17 protein-coding genes are annotated in these 18,959 nt (G+C 62.9%); 2 read left to right on the forward strand and 15 right to left on the reverse strand.

All coding sequences use genetic code 11. The annotated features are described in order from the left end of the window. Positions 1–82: 82 nt before the first annotated feature. Positions 83–457: a hypothetical protein gene (locus NLM33_RS17850; protein WP_254097387.1), complete on the reverse strand. Its 375-nt coding sequence runs from the start codon at positions 455–457 to the stop codon at positions 83–85. A 227-nt stretch (positions 458–684) separates the two neighbouring features. On the opposite strand from NLM33_RS17850, the gene NLM33_RS49265 reads away from it, so the two are divergent. Then, a complete protein-coding gene (locus tag NLM33_RS49265; protein ID WP_256570533.1) occupies positions 685–816 on the forward strand; it encodes a hypothetical protein in 132 nt (43 codons plus the stop codon). A 26-nt stretch (positions 817–842) separates the two neighbouring features. Here NLM33_RS49265 and NLM33_RS17855 read toward each other — a convergent pair whose 3' ends face one another. From NLM33_RS17855 to NLM33_RS17920, 14 genes are all read right to left on the reverse strand, one after another. Next, positions 843–2,366, reverse strand: coding sequence for a sugar ABC transporter ATP-binding protein (locus tag NLM33_RS17855; protein ID WP_254097388.1), 1,524 nt, complete (start codon positions 2,364–2,366; stop codon positions 843–845). Beyond that, positions 2,363–3,484 (reverse strand): SMP-30/gluconolactonase/LRE family protein, encoded by a 1,122-nt coding sequence (locus NLM33_RS17860; RefSeq protein ID WP_254097389.1) that lies wholly within the window; start codon positions 3,482–3,484, stop codon positions 2,363–2,365. The genes NLM33_RS17855 and NLM33_RS17860 overlap by 4 nt, the downstream gene beginning before the upstream one ends. A gap of 2 nt (positions 3,485–3,486) precedes the next feature. Next, the gene (locus NLM33_RS17865; protein ID WP_254097390.1) at positions 3,487–5,634 is read right to left on the reverse strand and encodes an SMP-30/gluconolactonase/LRE family protein; all 2,148 of its coding nucleotides are present in this window, start codon (positions 5,632–5,634) and stop codon (positions 3,487–3,489) included. A 57-nt stretch (positions 5,635–5,691) separates the two neighbouring features. Further along, positions 5,692–6,714 carry a sugar ABC transporter substrate-binding protein gene (locus NLM33_RS17870; protein WP_254097391.1) on the reverse strand — a complete coding sequence of 341 codons (1,023 nt, stop codon included), beginning with the start codon at positions 6,712–6,714 and terminating at the stop codon, positions 5,692–5,694. Positions 6,715–6,777: 63 nt separating this feature from the next. After that, the gene (locus tag NLM33_RS17875) at positions 6,778–7,803 is read right to left on the reverse strand and encodes an ABC transporter permease (RefSeq protein WP_254097392.1); all 1,026 of its coding nucleotides are present in this window, start codon (positions 7,801–7,803) and stop codon (positions 6,778–6,780) included. Between the two features lie 270 nt (positions 7,804–8,073). Then, positions 8,074–8,526 carry a hypothetical protein gene (locus tag NLM33_RS17880; RefSeq protein WP_254097393.1) on the reverse strand — a complete coding sequence of 151 codons (453 nt, stop codon included), beginning with the start codon at positions 8,524–8,526 and terminating at the stop codon, positions 8,074–8,076. Positions 8,527–8,692: 166 nt separating this feature from the next. After that, positions 8,693–9,718 (reverse strand): ABC transporter substrate-binding protein, encoded by a 1,026-nt coding sequence (locus tag NLM33_RS17885; protein ID WP_254097394.1) that lies wholly within the window; start codon positions 9,716–9,718, stop codon positions 8,693–8,695. After that, a complete protein-coding gene (locus NLM33_RS17890; RefSeq protein ID WP_254097395.1) occupies positions 9,715–11,814 on the reverse strand; it encodes an adenylate/guanylate cyclase domain-containing protein in 2,100 nt (699 codons plus the stop codon). The genes NLM33_RS17885 and NLM33_RS17890 overlap by 4 nt, the downstream gene beginning before the upstream one ends. 169 nt (positions 11,815–11,983) lie before the next feature. Next, positions 11,984–13,009 carry a transporter gene (locus NLM33_RS17895; protein ID WP_371929962.1) on the reverse strand — a complete coding sequence of 342 codons (1,026 nt, stop codon included), beginning with the start codon at positions 13,007–13,009 and terminating at the stop codon, positions 11,984–11,986. 52 nt (positions 13,010–13,061) lie between these two features. Further along, entirely contained in the window at positions 13,062–13,466 is a 405-nt protein-coding gene (locus tag NLM33_RS17900; RefSeq protein ID WP_254097396.1) for a DUF1254 domain-containing protein, read from the reverse strand. A gap of 13 nt (positions 13,467–13,479) precedes the next feature. Continuing rightward, positions 13,480–14,421, reverse strand: coding sequence for an HlyD family secretion protein (locus NLM33_RS17905; protein WP_254097397.1), 942 nt, complete (start codon positions 14,419–14,421; stop codon positions 13,480–13,482). Continuing rightward, on the reverse strand, positions 14,421–14,660 hold the full coding sequence (locus tag NLM33_RS17910; RefSeq protein WP_254097398.1) for a DUF3302 domain-containing protein: 240 nt from the start codon (positions 14,658–14,660) through the stop codon (positions 14,421–14,423). Before NLM33_RS17910 ends, NLM33_RS17905 begins: the two co-directional genes overlap by 1 nt. Positions 14,661–14,775: 115 nt before the next feature. Continuing rightward, positions 14,776–16,470 carry an arylsulfatase gene (locus NLM33_RS17915; RefSeq protein WP_254097399.1) on the reverse strand — a complete coding sequence of 565 codons (1,695 nt, stop codon included), beginning with the start codon at positions 16,468–16,470 and terminating at the stop codon, positions 14,776–14,778. Between the two features lie 9 nt (positions 16,471–16,479). Further along, positions 16,480–17,493, reverse strand: a complete 1,014-nt coding sequence (locus tag NLM33_RS17920) for a formylglycine-generating enzyme family protein (RefSeq protein WP_254097400.1) — start codon at positions 17,491–17,493, stop codon at positions 16,480–16,482. 481 nt (positions 17,494–17,974) lie between these two features. Between NLM33_RS17920 and NLM33_RS17925 the strand changes: the two genes are divergently transcribed. Continuing rightward, positions 17,975–18,952: a helix-turn-helix domain-containing protein gene (locus tag NLM33_RS17925; RefSeq protein ID WP_254097401.1), complete on the forward strand. Its 978-nt coding sequence runs from the start codon at positions 17,975–17,977 to the stop codon at positions 18,950–18,952. Positions 18,953–18,959: the final 7 nt, after the last annotated feature.

The following is an 18,959-nucleotide window of genomic DNA, read 5'->3' on the forward strand; positions in this document are numbered from 1 at the left end:
CCCGCTCCCCGGCTCGCAATGACCGGGGCTTCCGCCGGGTACCTTACCGCCACTCCCAGGGACGAATTGACGGCGAGATGATCTAGCGTATTTCTACGCCCACAACTATCACGGACGTACCGCGGATCCTGTGATTTTCTCCTAAGACTTCCAATCTAAAGGAATCAAGAGATCCCGCCGCTGACGGCGCTTTGTAGTGGAACGCCGGCCCGGAGATCCTAAGGCTGCCTGCTTTTGGCGGCTCAATGATCTTCACCTGATCGATCAGCATCGTGTTGCCGCGGAGCCCCTGCAAACACTCCGAAGACGAGCCGATGACGAAATTCCAATAGACGATATCTGCATTGAGCTCGAAGCCATCCAATTTCCAAACGCAATTGCCGGCAGAAGCGGGTAGCACACCAAGTTCCAGCAGCGTTGCGATCAGAGACGGAAACAGCAATCGTCGTCGATCCATCTGCGCCTCCTGAAAACTTGCCAATCATGATCTGCATTGTCGCAATGCGCATGCTCGCGTCGGTTCGTTCGCCGCGACCTCGCGGCAGGGTAGCACACTGCTGACACGATTTTACGGCGCGCTTCAGATCATCCGAAAGAGGTAGGGACCCTAGCCCGAATGGTCGCGTGAAACGGTCCGCGCCGAGAGCTACAAGATTAGTCTACTTGCGAACCAGGATGGCAGTCGTGAACTTCTTTCGCGGCCTTATGATCGCCATGCCCATCAGCATCGCTCTCTGGGTGCTGATCGCGCTATTGATCTATCTCACGTTATTCCAGTCATCACCCGTAGGCAGCAACGAGTTGGCTGCAATGTGACTGTCGGATCAGGTGCTGGCGCGTGCTCAATGCACCGCTGCGTAGAGGATCTTGTCCTGCGTCGCCTCGGCCGCGTCGAACTCGGCGACGATGCGCCCGGTGCGGGCGACCAGGATGCGGTCCGAGACCGCGAGCACCTCCGGCAGGTAGGAGGAGATCACGACCACCGCCTTGCCCTCGTCGGCGAGCCGTCTGATCTCGGCATGGATGTGCGGGATGGTGCCGACGTCGACGCCGCGCGTCGGCTCGTCGAAGATGATGATCGAGGGATCCTGCACCAACGTCTTGGCCAGCACGACCTTCTGCTGGTTGCCACCGGACAGCTCGATGATCTTTGCCTTGCGCTGCAGCGCGCTGATCTTGAGACGCTCGACCCAATAGTTGGCAAGCTTGCCGCGCCTTGCGCGCGACAACAGAAAGCCAAAACCCTTCCTGGTGGCGAGCTTGCCGAGATAGACGTTGTCGTCGACCACCATGGTCTCGAAGAAGCCGTTGGCCTTGCGATCCTCGGTGATGTAGGCGATGCCGTCGTTGATTGCCTGCCGCGGCACGCGGTAACGGATCGGCTTTCCGCGCAGGCGAATGGTGCCGCCATTGATCAGGTTTCGCTTCAGCGCGCCATAGATGATTTTCGCGATCTCGGTGCGGCCCGAGCCGATCAGGCCGGCGATCCCGACCACCTCGCCGGCATAGACGGAGAACGACATGTTCTTGACCGCCATGCCCATGGTGACGTTCTCGACCGTCAGCACTTTTTCGCGGCGCTGGTGGGTTTTCTCCTTGCGGCCATAGACGGCCTGCGCCACCTCGCGGCCGACCATGTGCTGCACCAGGCTATCGCGCGTGAGCTGCTTTGCCGGCGCGGTGATCACCAGCCTGCCGTCGCGCAGCACGGTGATGCGATCCGCGATCTGGAGCGATTCTTCCAGCGCGTGCGAGATGTAGATGATCGAGACGCCGCGGGCGCGCAGGTCGCGCACGAGATGAAAGAAATGCACGATCTCTTCGGGCGTAAGCGATGCGGTCGGCTCGTCGAAGATGATGATGCGGGCCTTGTTGTAGATCGCGCGCGCGATCTCGACCATCTGCTTCTTGGCAGTGCCGAGCATCGCCACGGGCGTTGCGGGATCGACGTGGAAGTTGAGCGATTGGAGGAGCTGCTGGGCCTGGATGTTCAGGGTGCGGAAGCGCGTCAGGAGCTTCTCGTTGCCGAGCTCGATGTTCTGAGCCGCCGTCATGGTCGGCACCAGGCTCGTCTCCTGATAGACCATGCAGATGCCGGCGTTCAGAGCATCGCGCGGCTGCTCGAATTGGGCCTGCTTGCCGTCGAGCCGGAACTCGCCCGAGGTGAGCCCGATCGCACCCGCGATCGCCTTGCACAGCGTCGACTTGCCTGCGCCGTTCTCGCCGACCAGCGCGTGCACCTCCCCCGGATAGAGATTGAAGTTGACGCCTTCGATGGCGTGCACGCCACCATAAATCTTGCTGCCGCCGATGATCTCGAGCACGGGCTCGGCCGCGCCGTTGGCGAGATTTGCACCGTCGCTCATCGGAGCTCTCCCGAATGGAGCAGAAGACAGCCGGTGCCGCGTGCGGCGATCACCACGCCCTGGCGCACCTTGCAGGCGGCCGTGACGCCGTGGAAGCGGCCGCCAGCGCGGCTGTGCAGGCTGTCGGCCGCCTCGCCCTCGGCATCGAGATGCACGAGTAATCCGTAGGAGCGCGGCGGCGCCCATGGTTTCTGAATGCCGAGCGCCTTGACACCGCCGATCTGCATCGGCTCCAGGCAGTCGGCGCCGCCGGCAAGCGCCGGCGCGATCCAGTAGCTCTCCGGCATCGTGCGCATCATCTCGTCGCGGAAATCGTCTTCCTTCAGCACGAACTCGATGAGATGCGTGCGTCGCGCGAACAGGCCGAGGAAAAAGCCCCGATTGCCATCTGGATGCAGCCTTGCAGGATAGCCCGGCAGATTGCCGGCAATGACCTCGCCCTGCCCCAGGCCATTGGCGGTCAGCGGGAGACGGCTGAGGCGATGGGCCCAGCTTTCGGTCAGCCACAGGCTGCCACCATCGGCCGAAACTGTGACGCCATAGGGATATGGCAGATCGCGCAACAGCACGGACGCATTCGCAAGGTCCGGACCGCAGACGATCAGCCGGCCATTGCTGCGCTTCTCCATCAGATCGCGCCGCCACTGATCCGGCGTGCGGCCGGTCGAACCCTCGACCGCGAAGATGCGCCCGTCCGGAGCCGCTGTGACCGACAGCAGACCTGGGAGACCACGGCCGTCGGCGGTGGCCAGCCAGCGCGGGCTGGGGTTGGCCGGGTCAATCGCGGCGAGGCCACGCCCGGCGACGCAAACCAGCAATCGCCCATCCGGGTGGATCGCGAGCCCACCCGCCTCGCCCTCGAACTCGGCAACCAGCGTCCGTGTCGATAGATCATCCCTCGAGAGCTTCAGGACCCGCTTGCCAGTAGACACGTAGATCGCGCCGTCCGCGGCCGCGACGACGTCGTCGACGCCGGGCAAGGGCTCGCCGATCACCGTGCAGCCGTCGAGCCGGTCGTTCGGGCTGAGCGCGCCGTCGAGCGGCGGGATCGCGTTCTGGCCGCCATCGCGATCGATGACGCTGCGGATGTCGCGCAGGAGGTGATCGAAAAATCCCATCGCTAACTCGCCACCCTGCTCTTGCCGCCCCAATAGGCGTCATACCCGGTCCAGCTCTCGTCGACGCCGTCGAGCTTGATGCGGCCTATGCGGTTGTTCTCGAGCCCGCCGAGATAGAGATAGCCCTTGTGCTCGCGCATCGAGGTCAGCGTCGAGTGCGAGATGCCTGTCGGGTCCCACCAGGATTCCAGCGCCTCACCCTGCTCGTTGAACTTCAGCACGCAGCCATGGTTGAGCGCCGGCGCGAGCCATTCGTCGGCGGGCACCTGCTTGACCATGCGCAGCCGGAAGCCTGGCTTGCGCACGGAAAGATCGAAGGTCGGCGTTCGTATACCGACCAGCGCCAGCCAATAGGTGCCGTCGGACGCGCGATTGATGTTGTCGGGGTTGCCCGGCAGCTCGTCGATCAGGACTTCGGTCTTGCCCTTCTTCGGTCCTTCGATCCAGTAGCGGAAGACCTTGCAGAGCGAGGTGCTCGCGATCAGCACCGACTTGCCGTCATGGGAGACGCAAACGCCATTCGGGAAATAGAAATGGTTGATGATCGTGCGCGTCGTCTTGGTCGCGGGATCGTAGCAGACCACGCGGCCGTTGGGCCGTGCCTCGAGGATATCGAGCGTGTTGGTCGTCATCTCGTAGCGCGTGGTGCAGTCGCTGAAATAGATCTTGCCGTCGGGCGCGATGTCGAGGTCGTCGGCCATGCGCAAGCGGGAGTCGTCGTTGAGCTTGTACCAGGTACGGTTGGTTTCGTCGGTGACCTTGAACACGCGCTGGTCTGGCGCGATGCCGTAGACGCCCATGCCGGCCACCGCGACGATCAGATTTTCGTCGCGATCGAACTGCATGCCGAGCGGCCGGCCGCCGATATGGGCGAACACCTCGCGCGTCTCGAAGTTTTTGCCGGAGAAGCGGATCACGTTGCCGTCGCGGGTCGAGCCGTAGACGCGGCCCTGGCGGTCGACAATGACGTCCTCCGGACCCTCGACCTGGTCGAGCCCGATCGCCTGCGCGCGGATCAATCGGTCGTTCTGGGCATAGGGCGATGCGGCGCCCGGCTGCACCGAGGGCGCCGGGGCCAGCGCGACATAGGCGGGGTTGACGTAGATCTTCTGGATCGCCTTGCCGCGGTTCTTCGACCATTTGACGTCGATGCCGACGGCGGCAAGCAGGATCATGCCCGTCACCGCCGAGGTGACATAGCCGGGAATGCCCATGCGCACGAGGCCGTTGATGAGAAGGAAGATGATCAACGCTCCGATCATCGCCCGCCACACCGTGCCCTTGCCGCCGGCGAGCGAGATGCCGCCGAGCACGACCGCGGTCAGCGCCTGGAATTCCCAGCCCACGCCGGTCGTAGAATCCGTGCTGGCCTGCCGTGCAGCATAAAAGATGCCGCTCGCCGCGCACAGCGTGCCCGACAGAACGTAGGTCAGGAACAGCATCAGACGGACGCGAATGCCGGCGTGCCGCGCGGCCTTGCGGCTCGCGCCGATCGCGGTCAGATGCCAGCCATAGCGCGAGCGCGACAAGAAGATGTGGCAGACGAGCAGCACGACGAACAGCGTCGCCGCATTGACGGGAATGCCGAGCACGCTGCCGGTGCCGATGAAATCCCAGGCATCGCTGTCCACCGAATTGGTGGCGAACACCTGGGCGTAGCCGGTATTGAGCAAATTGACCGAGGCGCGCAGGATGATCAGCGTCACCAGCGTGGTGAGGAACGGCCGGGTCTTCAGAAAGCCGATCAGGAAGCCGTTGATGCTGCCGAGCGCGGCACCGACCAGAAGCGTCGCCACGACGACGAGGCCGACCGGCCATTCCATCACCAGCAGGAAGAACAGCGCGGTGAAATTGCACAGCGCAAAGATCGCGCCGACGGACAGATCGATACCGCCGCTGATCAGGCAAAATCCCATGGCAAGCGCCACGAAGCCGAACTCGGCGAACAGCCGGAGCAGCGATAACGTGTTCTGCACCGAGGCGTAGTCGGGGATCGTGAGCGCGAAATAGAGCCACAGGCCGATCATCACCGTGAACGGCACCACCGGCTCGAACCATTGCTTCAGCAAAAGCTCGGACAGCAGCAGGCGGGGCGAAAACCGCCGCGCCGACATTGCAAGGGATTCGGCAAAGGCTTCGATCGTCGACATGATCCTGGCACTCCCAAGCAGCCGGCGTGCGAGAGGGCACGCCGGCCAACGTTCAGGTCAGCTCTTCTTGGGAAGTGCGAAGCAGTTGGCGCCGGAGGCGTTGGTCTTATCGAGCCAGATCGGCCGCGTGTAGAACTCGAGATTCCGCGTACCCGGCTTGTCGCCGAGCATCAGCAGCGTCTCGGCGGCGAACATCAGGTCGTGGCCCTGCTCGGTCGCCTTGTAGCTGAGGAATTTGTAGAAATTGCCGGAATTGACCTGATCGCAGTCGAGCGAGGAGCCCTCACCGGAGGCGAACACCTTGACGTCGTCGATCTTGCCGGCATTGCGGATCGCCTGCGCGGCGCCCGACTCCATGATGCCCCAGAAACCGATCGAGGCGCAAAGGTCCGGATGCTGCTGGATCACGGTCGCCGTGACGTTCAGCGCAGTGTTGGCATCCCAGTTTGCGGCCTGGTTCGAAACCACCTTGATGTTGGTGTCCTTGTTCAGGACCTCCATGATGCCCCCGACCTGGTCGACGCTGGCCGCCGCCGTCAGCTCGCCCTGGATGATTTGCACCTTGCCGGACTTGCCAGTGCCGGTGCCGCAAGCCTTGACCACTTCGGTCGCGAGCATCTTGCCGATCTCGCGCCAGTCGGCACCGACGAAGGCGCCGGACTTGTAGTTCGAGGACATGTTGATTTGGATGACATGCGTGCCCTGGCTCTCGGCGCGCTTCAGGTCCTTCATCAGCAGCGTCACGCTCGGGTTCTGCACGATCAGCACGTCGGGCTTCTGGTCGACCAGCGCGGTCAGGGCCTGCTGCATCGCCGACGGATTGTTGTTGGGATCGCGGACGATGAACTTCATGCCGCGCCACTCGGCCTCTTCCTGCACCACCCGGCCCCATTCATCGGAGAGGGGAACGCCGAGCGCGATCGGCAGGTATGCGATCGTCTTCCCTTGCAGAGATTTGTCGTAGGATGCGCGAAGCTCGCGCGCAGTCTTGGTGCCGCCTTCCTCCTGCGCGGCTGCCAACATCGGCAGCGCAACGAGCGCCACACCCGCCGCTGCGATCGTCCAGAACTTCCTATTCATGGGATCCTCCTCGTCCGGTTTGTTGATTGTCAAGAGCGGGATGCCGTTGGTCGGCACTCCTCGTCAGTCACCTTGCCGTGCCGTCTCCTCGTCCCGCGGATGCAGGAAGTTGTCGAGCACGATGGCAGCGAGCAGCACCACGCCCTTGATGATGTTCTGCACCTCGCTGTTGACGTCCATGATGGTGAAGGCGTTGAGCAAGGTGCCGATCAGGATGCAGCCGACCACGACGGAGAACACGCTGCCACGCCCGCCGATCAGGCTGATGCCGCCGATCACGACGACCAGAACGACGTCGAAGATCATGGTGCCCTGCGTGATCGCCATCTGCATGCTGCCTGTCGTGCCGACCCATACGAGGCCGGCGAGCCAGGCGAGGAAGGCGACCAGCGCATATTCGAGGACGATCAGCGGCCGCAGCGGAATGCCGGTCAGCCGCGCGGCTTCCGGATTGTCTCCCTGCGCATAGATGAAACGGCCGATCGAGGTGCGTGACAGGAACAGGTGCATCGCGATCGCCGAGACTGCAAACACCAGGATCGGCACGGGAATGCCGAACAGCCGCCCGGTGCCCGCGAACATCAGACCCGGTGCATCCTTCGGCGCATAGACCACCCAGGCCGGCGCGAGCCAGAATGCGAGGCCATAGATGACGAAGCCTGCCGCGAGCGTCACGAACAACGGCGGGGCCTCGACGAACGCAACCATCACGCCGTTGATCACGCCGATCAGGAGCGCGATCGCAAGGGCCAGCAGGACGGCGGCTCCGACCGGCATGCCGCGCTGCATTTCGATCAGCCCGATCGCCCAGCAGCCCGCCAGAGTCGCGACTTCGCTGAGATCGATACCGCGGCTGATCACGATCAGCCCCATGCCGAGCCCGAGCACGCCGAGGATGGAAATGCTTCGCAACAGATTGAGCAGGTTGGAAATTGTCGCAAAGCCGTTCAGCGTGAAGCCGAACACGATCAGCAGCACGATCGTGATCAGAAGAACGATCTGCTCCTGGTTGGGCTTGGCGATATTGAAGGGGATACGAGGAGTGGTGGCCGGAACAGCAACACTGCGCGATGCCAAAGGCCACCGCATTTGTTTCCTCCCACTCTTATTTTGATCACGAGTGTAGGAGCGGCAACCAGTATTCGTCAAATATATTTCTCAAATGCGAGCAGATCACGCTCTCGCGATCATCGTGTCGTCGAGGTCAGCGTTTGATACTTAGTTTGATTTGACGCGATGAGATTCCCGGCGCGCTGCGAGCAAAATCCGAAGTGGCTGCTGGCACAACCAAAAGGTGATGATTTCCACGAAGCGGCATATTCACGAGCCGCGGCCATCTCGTTGCCGCGAAAAGCGGCATCAGGCCAGCGGACTCTTTGACGGCCCGGGCGCGCGCGATGGACGCGGGCGCGAACGGCTGTCCATCGCCTTCGGCAATTTGTCCGGCTTGAGCTTGACGACCGCGCATTTGGCGTCCGTCGCCGGCACCTCATCCTGGCTGTAGATCAGGGTCGCCTCGAACAGCACTTCGGGCGCCTCGTTGGCGTGTCCGGAACAGGTCGCCATCGCGCCGGTGCAGATGCCGGAAAGATTGACCTCGACCTCGTCGGGACCGAACACCGTCGGCATGCCATCAGCATGGCGGCGGGTCGTCAGCACCGCGGTGAAGCGATCCTGATCGACCTGGTAGGAGCCGCCATAGGTGAAGAAGCTGTCGCCGCCCGATATCCGGCCCTGCACGAGGTGCACGATCCCAGTGCCCTGGCCATGCGAAGTCCTAAACCATGCAGCGTATTTGCCGTCTTTCAGCATGGAAAACACCCGCAATGAAAGTCGCGCGTATTTGCTACCAAGTCTTGGGCGCGACAATGGCCGATCGCACGGCCGTTTCGCGACGGTTAACGCTTCATCAAGGCAACTCGTCAAATTGCAATTCCCGCCGCCCGAGGCGACGCCGACAAACTCAGGTCGAGCACGGCTACTGCACCACGCCGAGATACAGGCTCGGATCGAAATAGTCGGATGCACGCACCGAACCGGCGACGCCTGCATCGACCATGAAGAAGTCACTGACCTGCTGCAGCCACTTCACCACTGTCCCGTCGGAATAGAGCCGTTTCCATTCCCGAGAGGAGAACATCTTCTGTGCCTTCAGAGACTCGACGACATCGGCAAGCGAAGCATGGGCATAATGGTTCTTGTGCAAGGCCTCGGCGGCCGCAGCGTTGTTACGCACGATATGGTCGTTAGCCTCGGCCCAGCCGCGGATGATCCGCACCAGCACCTCTTTGTTCTCCTCAAAATAGTCGCGCCGTGCGACCCAACCGCCGACTGCGGCCGATTGCGGATAAAAGGCCGAAGCGTCCACCAACTTGATCGCCTCCGGAAGCTTGTCGCGGACCTGGATATTGAACGGCACCCAGAGCGCGATTGCCGGGACATCGCCGGCGATAAATGACGCCACCGCAGACGACATGCTGCTGTTGCGGATCTCCACTTCGCTCGGATCGATGCCGTTGGCGCGCAACGCGACGCTCAGGAAGATGTGCGCCGTCGTCCTGGTGGTGGTTGCGACCGGCTTACCCCTGAGGTCGGCAAATGTCCGGACGCCCTTGTCCGGACGCACCCAGAGCTGAGCGGTGGCCACCTCGATGTCGTTGATCAGGAAAGCGCGGCCGTGTCCGAGCGCAAGATAGTTGGAGATCACGCCGCCAGCCGACAAAACATCAAGCTTACCCGCCGCCATCGCCTCGAACACGAGTGGGCCGGTGTTGAATTCGAACAGGTCGAAGTCGAGGCCATACTTGTCGAAGGCGCCGCGGTCGAGCCCGGTCCAGATCTGGCCGTCCACGGCGACGACATGCAGATAGCCCAGTCTGAGCCGCGTCCTCGTCTGCGCGATGGCAGGTGCCGCGAGCGCGGTGCCCGCGACGAGAGCACCTGCAGAGGCAATGAATTGCCGGCGATCGAGCCCGCGGACCGTTCTGACGCAGCAGCGGCTCATGCGGCGTCTCCTGCTGCTCGGCCGGCAGAACGAAGCTGCTGCCCGTGGTATCGCGCGACGCCATCCTCGGGATAGTCCACCAGGAAGCCGGACAACCGGACGAACGCGGCCTGTTTCTGCTCCCGCTCAATCAAGGAATAGACCTCTTCCCAGCGGCGGCACATCGCCAGTTCCAACTGGCTGGCGCCGGATCGTTGGCAGCGCAGTTCGCTGATGGTGACGGCTTCCGCAAATCCCTTCGGCGTGATCCGGTCGACACTGCGGAATACGAAAGCCTGCTCGGCTCGCGCGCGAACGGCCGCGCTGACCAGCACCCGCGTGCCATAGCTCTTGTTGAGGCCTTCAAGCCGGGAAGCGAGGTTGATGGTCGCGCCGAGCGCAGTGTAGTTCATCCGATCGGATGAGCCGATATTGCCGACCACAGCGTCGCCGACATGCAGACCAAAACGCGTTCCGTAAGGCGGCCAGCCCTCGCTCTCAAACTCCCGATTCAGGGCGTCGTTCTTGCACATGGCGGCAAGCACCGCCTGACACGCATCGAGCACATGATCGGGATCATCTGCGGGTGCGTTCCAGAACGCCATTACGGCATCGCCGATGAACTTGTCGATCGTGCCATGGCCGTTCATGATCTCTTCGGACAGTGCTGCGAAATAGCGCGAGGTATAGATCATCACCTGCGAGGGATCGGCCTTCTCGGTCTTGGCGGTGAAGTCGGCGACATCCGTGAACAGCACCGTGATCTCGCGCCGCGATCCGCCGAGGCTGAGCGAAGATCCGGTCTCGATCAATTGCCGGACGATCTGCCTGGGGATGAAACTCGAGAAATTGCGCACCACCGTGCGCATCGTGAACACCGAACGGCCGAGCTCCTCGATTTCGGCAATCAGCGAATGGATGCGCGGCCGCTCGGCGAGCTGGAAGCGCTGGATCTCATCGGTCTCGTACGCGATCTTGCGCAACGGGCGCGCCATCAGCGATCCCAGCCAGAAGGCGACGGGCAGGGATGCACCGACGAACGCCAGCGCCAACACGAACAGAGTCCGTCGTTCGCTCAGGATTTTCGAGAAGAACTCATCGAGCGGCGCCATCACAGCGAGCCTAACATTGGCCTCGCCTGCGGTTTCGATCGAATGGAAGGCGGCGACATAGGTTCGCCCTGAGCTGTCGGCGAAGAACTGCGGGGCCGGGCCGTTGCGGTGCCAGGCCTGGATGGCCAATGGGAGGCCGGCGAGCCCGATCGCCTTGATCGTCGGCAATTCGCCGCGCTCCTCGACCAGCTGTATCAGCGTGCCCATCTGCGGATGAGCGACGATGCGGTCGGCATCGTTAAACAGGAAGGCGATCCCGGATTCGCCAAGTCGCTGCCGGTCGAGCAGGGCTTCCGACTGATCCAGCAAGATATCGCCGGCGATCACGCCGCGGCGGCCCTCCTTCAGCGGCATCCGCAGCGTGTAGCCGGGCTCGCCGGTAGCGAAGAAGATGTAAGGCCCTGTCAGCAGCGTCTTCTCGTTCTTGAAGGCCTCGACATACCACGGCCGTTGCCGCGGATCGTAATCGGTTGGTCCGGGCGAGTCGGCAACCTCGATCAGGTTTTCTGACAGGAACTGCGTGCTGGAGGTCATTGCGGCGCCGGTCCTGGTGATGATGACCAGCCGGTAGACGGCGTCCTCGGGGATAGCGAGCCGCGCTCGAAAATCCGGCTTGGCGCGATCGATCACGTCCATTTCGAGGAACGAGCCATCTTCATATCCAACATAGAGGTTGAAGAGCTGACGGTTGTTACGCAGCATCGAGGCCATCAGCCCGTACAATCGCGAATTGTCGCTGATCTCGGCCGACTGAAGCGCGGGCAATCCGCCGAGGATGTTGAGGCTGTCGCGGACATCGCGGAACTGGGTGTCGATGCGATCGGCACCGAGTTGCGCGACCTTGTCGATAAAGCTCGCGGCTGCCGTGCGGGTGATCCGCGAGACACGCTCGAAACTCAGGTAGACGAGCGACAGCCCGACAAGCAACACCACGGCGATGAACACCGTGACGATCGACGCTCGAAAGCCGACCTGGAACGGGGGCGAACCTTTCGTCACGGTCATTTCACCATCGTCACGGTGTAGACCCAGCCCTTGCTGCCCTCGCCGCCGCAATCGCCGGGACTGCCACCAGCGTCACACCATGGATCGCGCAGAGCGCAGAGCATGGGCCTCTCCTGCGTTGGACAGACCGCGTACGTTTTCGCCTCGCATCTGACATCCCGCCTGCCTCCTAGTATTTCCGCACGATCGGCTTTGTCGCCGCCGGCTCGGGCGGGGCCGGCGACACCGAGAACGTGACCCACGCCGTCCAGGTCTTGGGGCGGTTCTCGACGTCGAGGTCCTTGTAGCCCCTGACATTGAGATAGCCCTGGTAGCCATCAGAGAGAGGAATGATGAAACCGATCTGCGGACCGAGACCGATCGCCCGTGCCCTGAAGCCGCCGAGCTTGGCGCCAGGACCGCTGTCGTCGGTGAGCTGCTGGAAGAAGTAACCGGCGAGGCCGATATGCACGTTCTTGCTGACGAACTGCGACGCCGCCCAGTCGACGTGGAAATCGATACCGTTCTGATACTGGAGGAACGGATTCATCCAATTGTAGGTGAGGCCGCCGACGACCGAGAACTCATGGCCGGTCTTGAGGTCGAGATAGGTATAGCCGGCGCCCGCATCGACCGCGGGAAAGCCAAAGCTCAGATTGGCGAGGCGGCTCGAATCGTAGGTGCCGCTCGGGATGTTACCGGTGACGTAGACCATCTCGTTGTGGACGCCTTGGTTCCATTTCAGGGTGCCCTGGTAGAACACGTCGGTCAGCGTCGTGCGATTGTCCGTTGCGACTCCCGAGATGCTATTCCCTCGCGGCCCGGTCAGCGTGGCGTCGATGCCGACGCCGATGTTTCCGGGCGCGGTAAGCAAGGTGAAGGCCGCCTGTCCGCCAAGCACGGACATCGGCGACGTATAGGTAAGGCCCTGAACGAGCACGTCGGCATGCGCGTTGAGGCCGGCGGTCACCGAGCCCGGTACACCGCCGCTGGTGACGAAGTTCTGTCCCCCTCCGGCATTGGCCTGCAGATGGATGTAGATCGTCGAGTACGCCCAGCCCGGCACAGTCGGAACTGCAGCAAGGCTGCCGAAGATGCCGGGAAGCCAGAAGCCGACGCCGCCGGAATCGGCGTGCGCCGGTTGCGCATGCATGATCAGCACGAGCGCGGTTGCCATTCCAAACCCAGCACGCTTGCGATAGTCGATATTCATCATCTTGTCCCTCCCACGCTCGTCTATTTCGTGCCGCTGCCTATCGTGCCCGCCTTCACTTCGGTGAAGTCGCCAGGCCAGATTCCCTTCCGGGTGAAGGTGTGGCTTCCGGGCCCATAGAAACGTCTGGCGTGTAGTGGTCCTCGTCGATCACTTGCAACGAGATGAAACGCTTGCCGGCGTCGGGCATCGTCACGGTCACCGGGCCGGCGTCGATATCGAAGACGGCTTGCGAATAGATGGTGTCGCGATTCATCCGAATGACGGTCTGCTTGTCGATCGACACCGTCTCGCGGGTGTGGACGAATTTTCCAAGCCCGCCATCCTTCGCGAACTTGCCGAAATACATGCCGGTCTCGGCGCGGACGAAATTGTGCGGCGTGACCGGGACCGCCGACTGCGCGGGCGCGGTTGCGGTGGTTAGGAGGAGGATCGAAGCGGACAGCGCGGCTTTTCCCATTGCTTCCTCCCGTTCAGAACGGAATGACGTAGTTGAGGATCGCGATCTGACGCAGGACCACGCGACGAACGACGTGTGTCGGCTTGACGTGATCGGTGTAGATCGCCGCTGTCCCGGCGCTGCCTGCCGGCAGGCGCCGCACGAAATCGGCGTCGTCGAGCCTGACGCGCACCACGAAAGGCGCGGCCTCGATTGCCTTCGGCGCCACGGCAGTCCCCGAGGTCTGCGTCTGCCCCGGCGCAATCGCCTGGAGCACGCTCTCGACCTTGCCGGCAACGATCTGCCCCGGCGCGAACTTGAAGGTGGCTTCGACCTCCTGGCCGGGTGCGACGTAGCGCGCGTCGTTCTGGTTGATTTCGACGCCGATGATGGTGCTGGAAGTATCGATGAAGGCCATCACCGGCGACAGCGGCAGGCTGGCGACCCGCGCGCCCTTGCGCAACGCGAGATTGGTGACGTAGCCCTCTGCCGGCGCACGCACGGTGGTCTTGTCCAGATTCCACTGCGCGGCTTCGAGCTGGCCGGAGAGTTGGTCGACCTCCGACTGGCGCTGCTCGACGTCGAAGCCCCGCCCCGCATCGCGCTCGTAGAGCTGCGTCATCTGCCCGAGCCGCGTTTTCGAGAGCTTGAGCTGCGCGTCGATCGCCTTGACCTGCGCCGCGTAGGGCGCTGGGTCGATCCTGAACAGCACGTCGCCGGCCTTCAGCGGCGCGTTGGCAGCGATGGGAACATCCGTCACTTCGCCCGCGACATCAGGCACGATCGATACCGCGTTGCGGACGACCAGCGCATCGCCCTGCGGCGCGCCCCAACCCATCGGGATCAGAAGCCCGAATAGCAGGAGCACCATGACAATGGCCGGCGAGGCCTTCCAGAACTGATTGAAGCGCACGATGCCGAAATGCACCAGGAGAAACAGCAGCACCAGATAGGTGTTGAAGATCGCGATCCCCATCACGGATCTCCCGCCTTGCGCGCGGGCACGTCGAGATAGGCCCAGATGAAGGCGATCGGCCACAATGCGAAGCCGAAGAACAGCGTGATCCAGCCGGCGACCGTCACCGCCTGCGCATGCGGATGCCCGCGCGACTTCGCGATGTGGCCGGGCAGCCAGCCGGCAATGCAGACGACCCCGATCGCACTGGCGAGCAGGATGACGAGCACGATCCACGCGAAGATGTCGTAGCCGCTCATGGCGTCTCTTGCTTTTGTTCTCGCCGCGCCGGCGGCGCGCGCCCACGCGCCGCCAAAGTCCTCCTGCGCGCTCTCGACAATCCGATCGATGCTGAGGAAGCGGTACCCTTTGCCATCACTTGTTGTTCGCCACCCCCACGGTGATCTTGTCCATCGCGTCGCTGACGGTGAAGCTCGCCGCCTTGGCGCGTGGCGGAAACTCCTTGAAGCTGTCGAGCCATTTCGTGACGATGGCCTGAGCCGGAACCAACAGGAAGGCCCGGTGCGCATGCCAGTCGGCATACAAGATGCTGTCGGGGCCCCGCTCGAATGGATCGGCCCGCAAATTATAGATGACGGGCGCGCGGAGCTTGGTGAATTGCCCCTGCCATACCCCGAGCGGCGTCTGCGGGTTGATCTCAGTGTGCTGCTCCAGGAAGCTGATCTTCCATTCTCGAACGCGAATGGCCATCAGATCGCCGTCGTCGCTCCAGTAAGGAAACTCCTCGCGCGGGGATTCCTTTGCGCTACCCTTGAAGAACGGCATCAGGTTCATGCCGTCGAGATGAACCTTGAAATTCCTGCCGTTCAACGCGTGGCCGCTCTTGACCTTCTCGACAAGGTCGGGCTCGCCGGCGGCGGCGGCGAAGGTCGGGATGAAATCCTCGTGGGCGCACAAGTCGTTGACGATGCTGCCTGGCTTGATCACTCCAGGCCAGCGAATGAGGCAGGGCACCCGGAAGGCTCCTTCCCAGTTGGTCGCCTTCTCACCCTTGAAGGGGGTCGAGCCGCCGTCGGGCCACGTGAAAGCCTCGGCGCCGTTGTCGGTTGTGTAAACGACAATCGTATTGTCGACGACGCCGAGATCGTCGAGGACTTTGAGAAGCTGCCCAACATGTCCGTCGGTCTCCACCATACCGTCCGGATAGAGGCCGAGGCCGGTCTTGCCATCCGATTCCTTCTTCAAATGCGTAAAGATGTGCATGCGCGTCGAGTTAAAATAGCAGAGCCACGGCGTTTGCTCGGCGTTCTTCCGCTTAATGAAATCGATCGCCGCCGCTAAAAACTCCTCGTCGATCGTTTCCATCCGCTTGGAATCGAGCGGGCCGGTGTTTTCGACGATCTGCTTGCCGACTCGTCCAAAAGCCGGGTCAACTCTCGGGTCATCCCGGTCGCTCGCCTTGCACTTGAGAACTCCGCGCGGCCCGAACCGGGTGCGGAAGCGCGGGTCCTTCGGGTAGTCGGGATTTTCCGGCTCCTCCTCGGCGTTGAGATGATAGAGATTGCCGAAGAACTCGTCGAAGCCGTGCACGGTCGGCAGATGCTCGTTGCGGTCGCCGAGATGGTTCTTGCCGAACTGCCCGGTGGCGTAGCCATAGGTCTTCATCACGTCCGCGACGCTCGGATCGAGTGGCCCGAGGCCGAGCTCGGCGCCGGGAAGGCCGACCTTGGTCAAGCCGGTGCGGATCGGCGATTGCCCGGTTATGAAGGCCGCCCGTCCCGCGGTGCAGCTCTGCTGTCCATACCAATCGGTGAATACCGCGCCTTCTCTGCCGATGCGATCGATGTTGGGCGTGCGATAGCCCATGATTCCCATATTGTAGGCGCTGACGTTGAACCAGCCGATGTCGTCGCCCATGATGAAGAGGATGTTCGGCTTGCGCCCCGACGTCGCTGCTGCGGGCGTTGTGGCGCTCTGCGCCTGCGCGAGCGCCTCTGTGGTCAGCGTCGCCGCGGCGACGATCGACGATGTGCCTAGCAGCAGATGTCTGCGATTGATCCTCTGGTCAGCCCGAGGCTCGTTGTTCTTGTTCTCCAATTCGCTGCTCATTCGATACTCCTATGTTGCAGCAACTCCTTCTCGTTCGTGACGAAGGGCGAGCGGCGACCTCACCACGCACCTGAACCCGACGTGACACGTCGACGTATCGACCGGCTCGGCGTGACGCGCGGCCGGACGATAGCGGCGGCAATAGTTCGGCGCGCAGAGATGCGAGCCGCCCTTCAGTACCTTGCGTGGAATATGGATCTCGGGTTGACATGGATCAAAGCTTGCCTCCTCGCGGCCGCCCCGCGGATTGAGCGGGATGCAGCACGGCTTGGCCGCGTCGGCCTGATGCCGCGGCGACCACCAGTCCGAGGTCCACTCCCAGACATTGCCGATCATGTCGTAGAGACCGTAGCCGTTCGGGGGAAAGGCCATGACCGGCGAGGTACGCTCGAACCCATCTTCGCCGAGATTCTGGACAGGGAAGCTTCCCTGCCAGACACTGGCCATGTGCCTGCCGCCCGGCGTCAGCGTGTTGCCCCAGGCGTATTCCTCACCCTCGAGCCCGCCGCGCGCCCCGAACTCCCATTCCGCTTCGGTCGGAATATCCTTTCCGGCCCAGCGCGCATAGGCGAACGCGTCGCTATAGGAGACGTGGACGACCGGATGATCGTCGAGCCCCCGGAGGTTGCTCTTCGGACCATAGGGATGCCGCCAGTTGGCGCCCCGCATGAAGGTCCACCACTGGCTCCAGTCCCTGAGATCGGTGATGCGCGGCAGCGGCGAGAACACCAGCGAGCCGGCATAGAGCATGTCGCGCACCGCGCCGGGATAGTCCTTCGCGTCAGGAACGATCTGGGCCTCGGTGACGTGGCCAGTCGCGTTGACGAACTCCTTGAACTGCCGGTTGGTCACCGGCGTGCGATCGATCCAGAAGCCGTCGACTGAGACGCGGTGGCTCGGCGCCTCCTCGGGATAGTCGTGATCGGATCCCATCAGGAAGGTGCCGCCGGAGATGAACACCATCTCGCCGGTCCGCGTGTCGTCCGGCCGCCACACGCAGTGGTCCGTGTCCACCCGCAACATGGTCAGACTCCACATCGTTCCCACTGCCTTAGGGCGGGGTGATCCGGGGATTTCGACAGCTGCGGCTTGCGCGTCTCAGGCGGCACATTGCTCGAGTTCCCATGTCTGCCGGAGGTTCGAAGAGCCGACGGCTCCTGCCCTCCTTTTTTCCACGCGCGCGTCACTGCGCACGCAGCCGGCCTTGCGGCGCGTGATCCGCTCTCGGCGGAGGATCGCGACGAATATCATTGAGGTTGCAAAGGCTAACTCAACTTTCGCGCGCTGTGATGTGCAGATCGTGCCAGCACGCGTCGCGTGCAGACGCCGCGCATTAGCGCAGGACGCGAGATTTTCCGAGCGCCTCCGCGCAACTCCAAGTTCCTTCGTGTGGAATTCAAGGAAGATTTTCCTCAACTTCGGAAGTCGGTTTGTCGCGCCGCCGTGATGACACAGGACTGCAACTTGCCGCAGAATCAACATGCTTCGGCATCACGCTGACGGAATGGGGACACATCTACTGGTTGATTCGCGAAGGCTCGACGGTTTCGAAGGGCTGCATCAGGCCGTCCACGGGACCCATGTCGACGTGATGCAGCTCGGGCGCGGCAGGCTCCGCGGCACCTTGTCTCATGTGGGCATTGGCGACTTTTCGCTCAGCATCGGCTCCTTCAACGTCGGCATGCGGACGCAGCGGATCTCCAGCGACGACAAGCTGATCGTCGGCATGCTGCTGACGGCCGAAGACCGGGTCAATCACTGGTCGTTCGATATGCGGCCGACCGACGTGCTGGTCATGCCGCCGCTGGTCGAGCATGACGGCATTTTCCACGGCGCCTCCGCTTATGCGGCGATGCGGCTCGACCTCGATGAGGTCGCCTCGATCTTCGGCGGCGAGCCGCGGCTTGCCGATCCCGAAAGCTGGCGCCACAAGAACCACTTTCGCGCCGATCTCGACGTCGGCCACGTCGCCGCGTCCCGGCTGAGCCGGATCGTGCTCCAGCTCGGCACGCATGACGGCGCCCTCTCTGCATCATCCGCCGAGTTCTGGAAGCGATCAATCGCCGAATGCATGGGGATAACTGTCCTGTCCTCATTGCCGCCGGACGGAAACGCACGCTTGCCGTCGGCGCGACGGATCATCCGAAAGGTCGAGGATTTTCTGGACGAAGCCGGGACCCGTCCGGTCCATATCTCTGAGATTTGCGTCGCGCTTGCTGTGCCGCGTCGCTCGCTGCATCGCGCCTTCAACGAAGTGTTCGGCGTCGGTCCGGTGACCTTCCTGCGCCACAAGCGCCTGTGCGCCATCCACTCGATCCTGCGCGAAAGCATTCCCGGCTCGACGACGGTGGCAACCGTCGCAATGCAGCAGGGCTTCTACGAGCTCGGACGGTTCTCGCACTACTACCGCGCGATGTTCGGCGAGTATCCGTCGCAGACGCTGGGCGTGCCGGTCGGCGAACTCATCGATCGGCAGCTTTGACGGCGGC

It is taken from the genome of Bradyrhizobium sp. CCGUVB1N3, assembly GCF_024199925.1.
Lineage (GTDB): Bacteria > Pseudomonadota > Alphaproteobacteria > Rhizobiales > Xanthobacteraceae > Bradyrhizobium.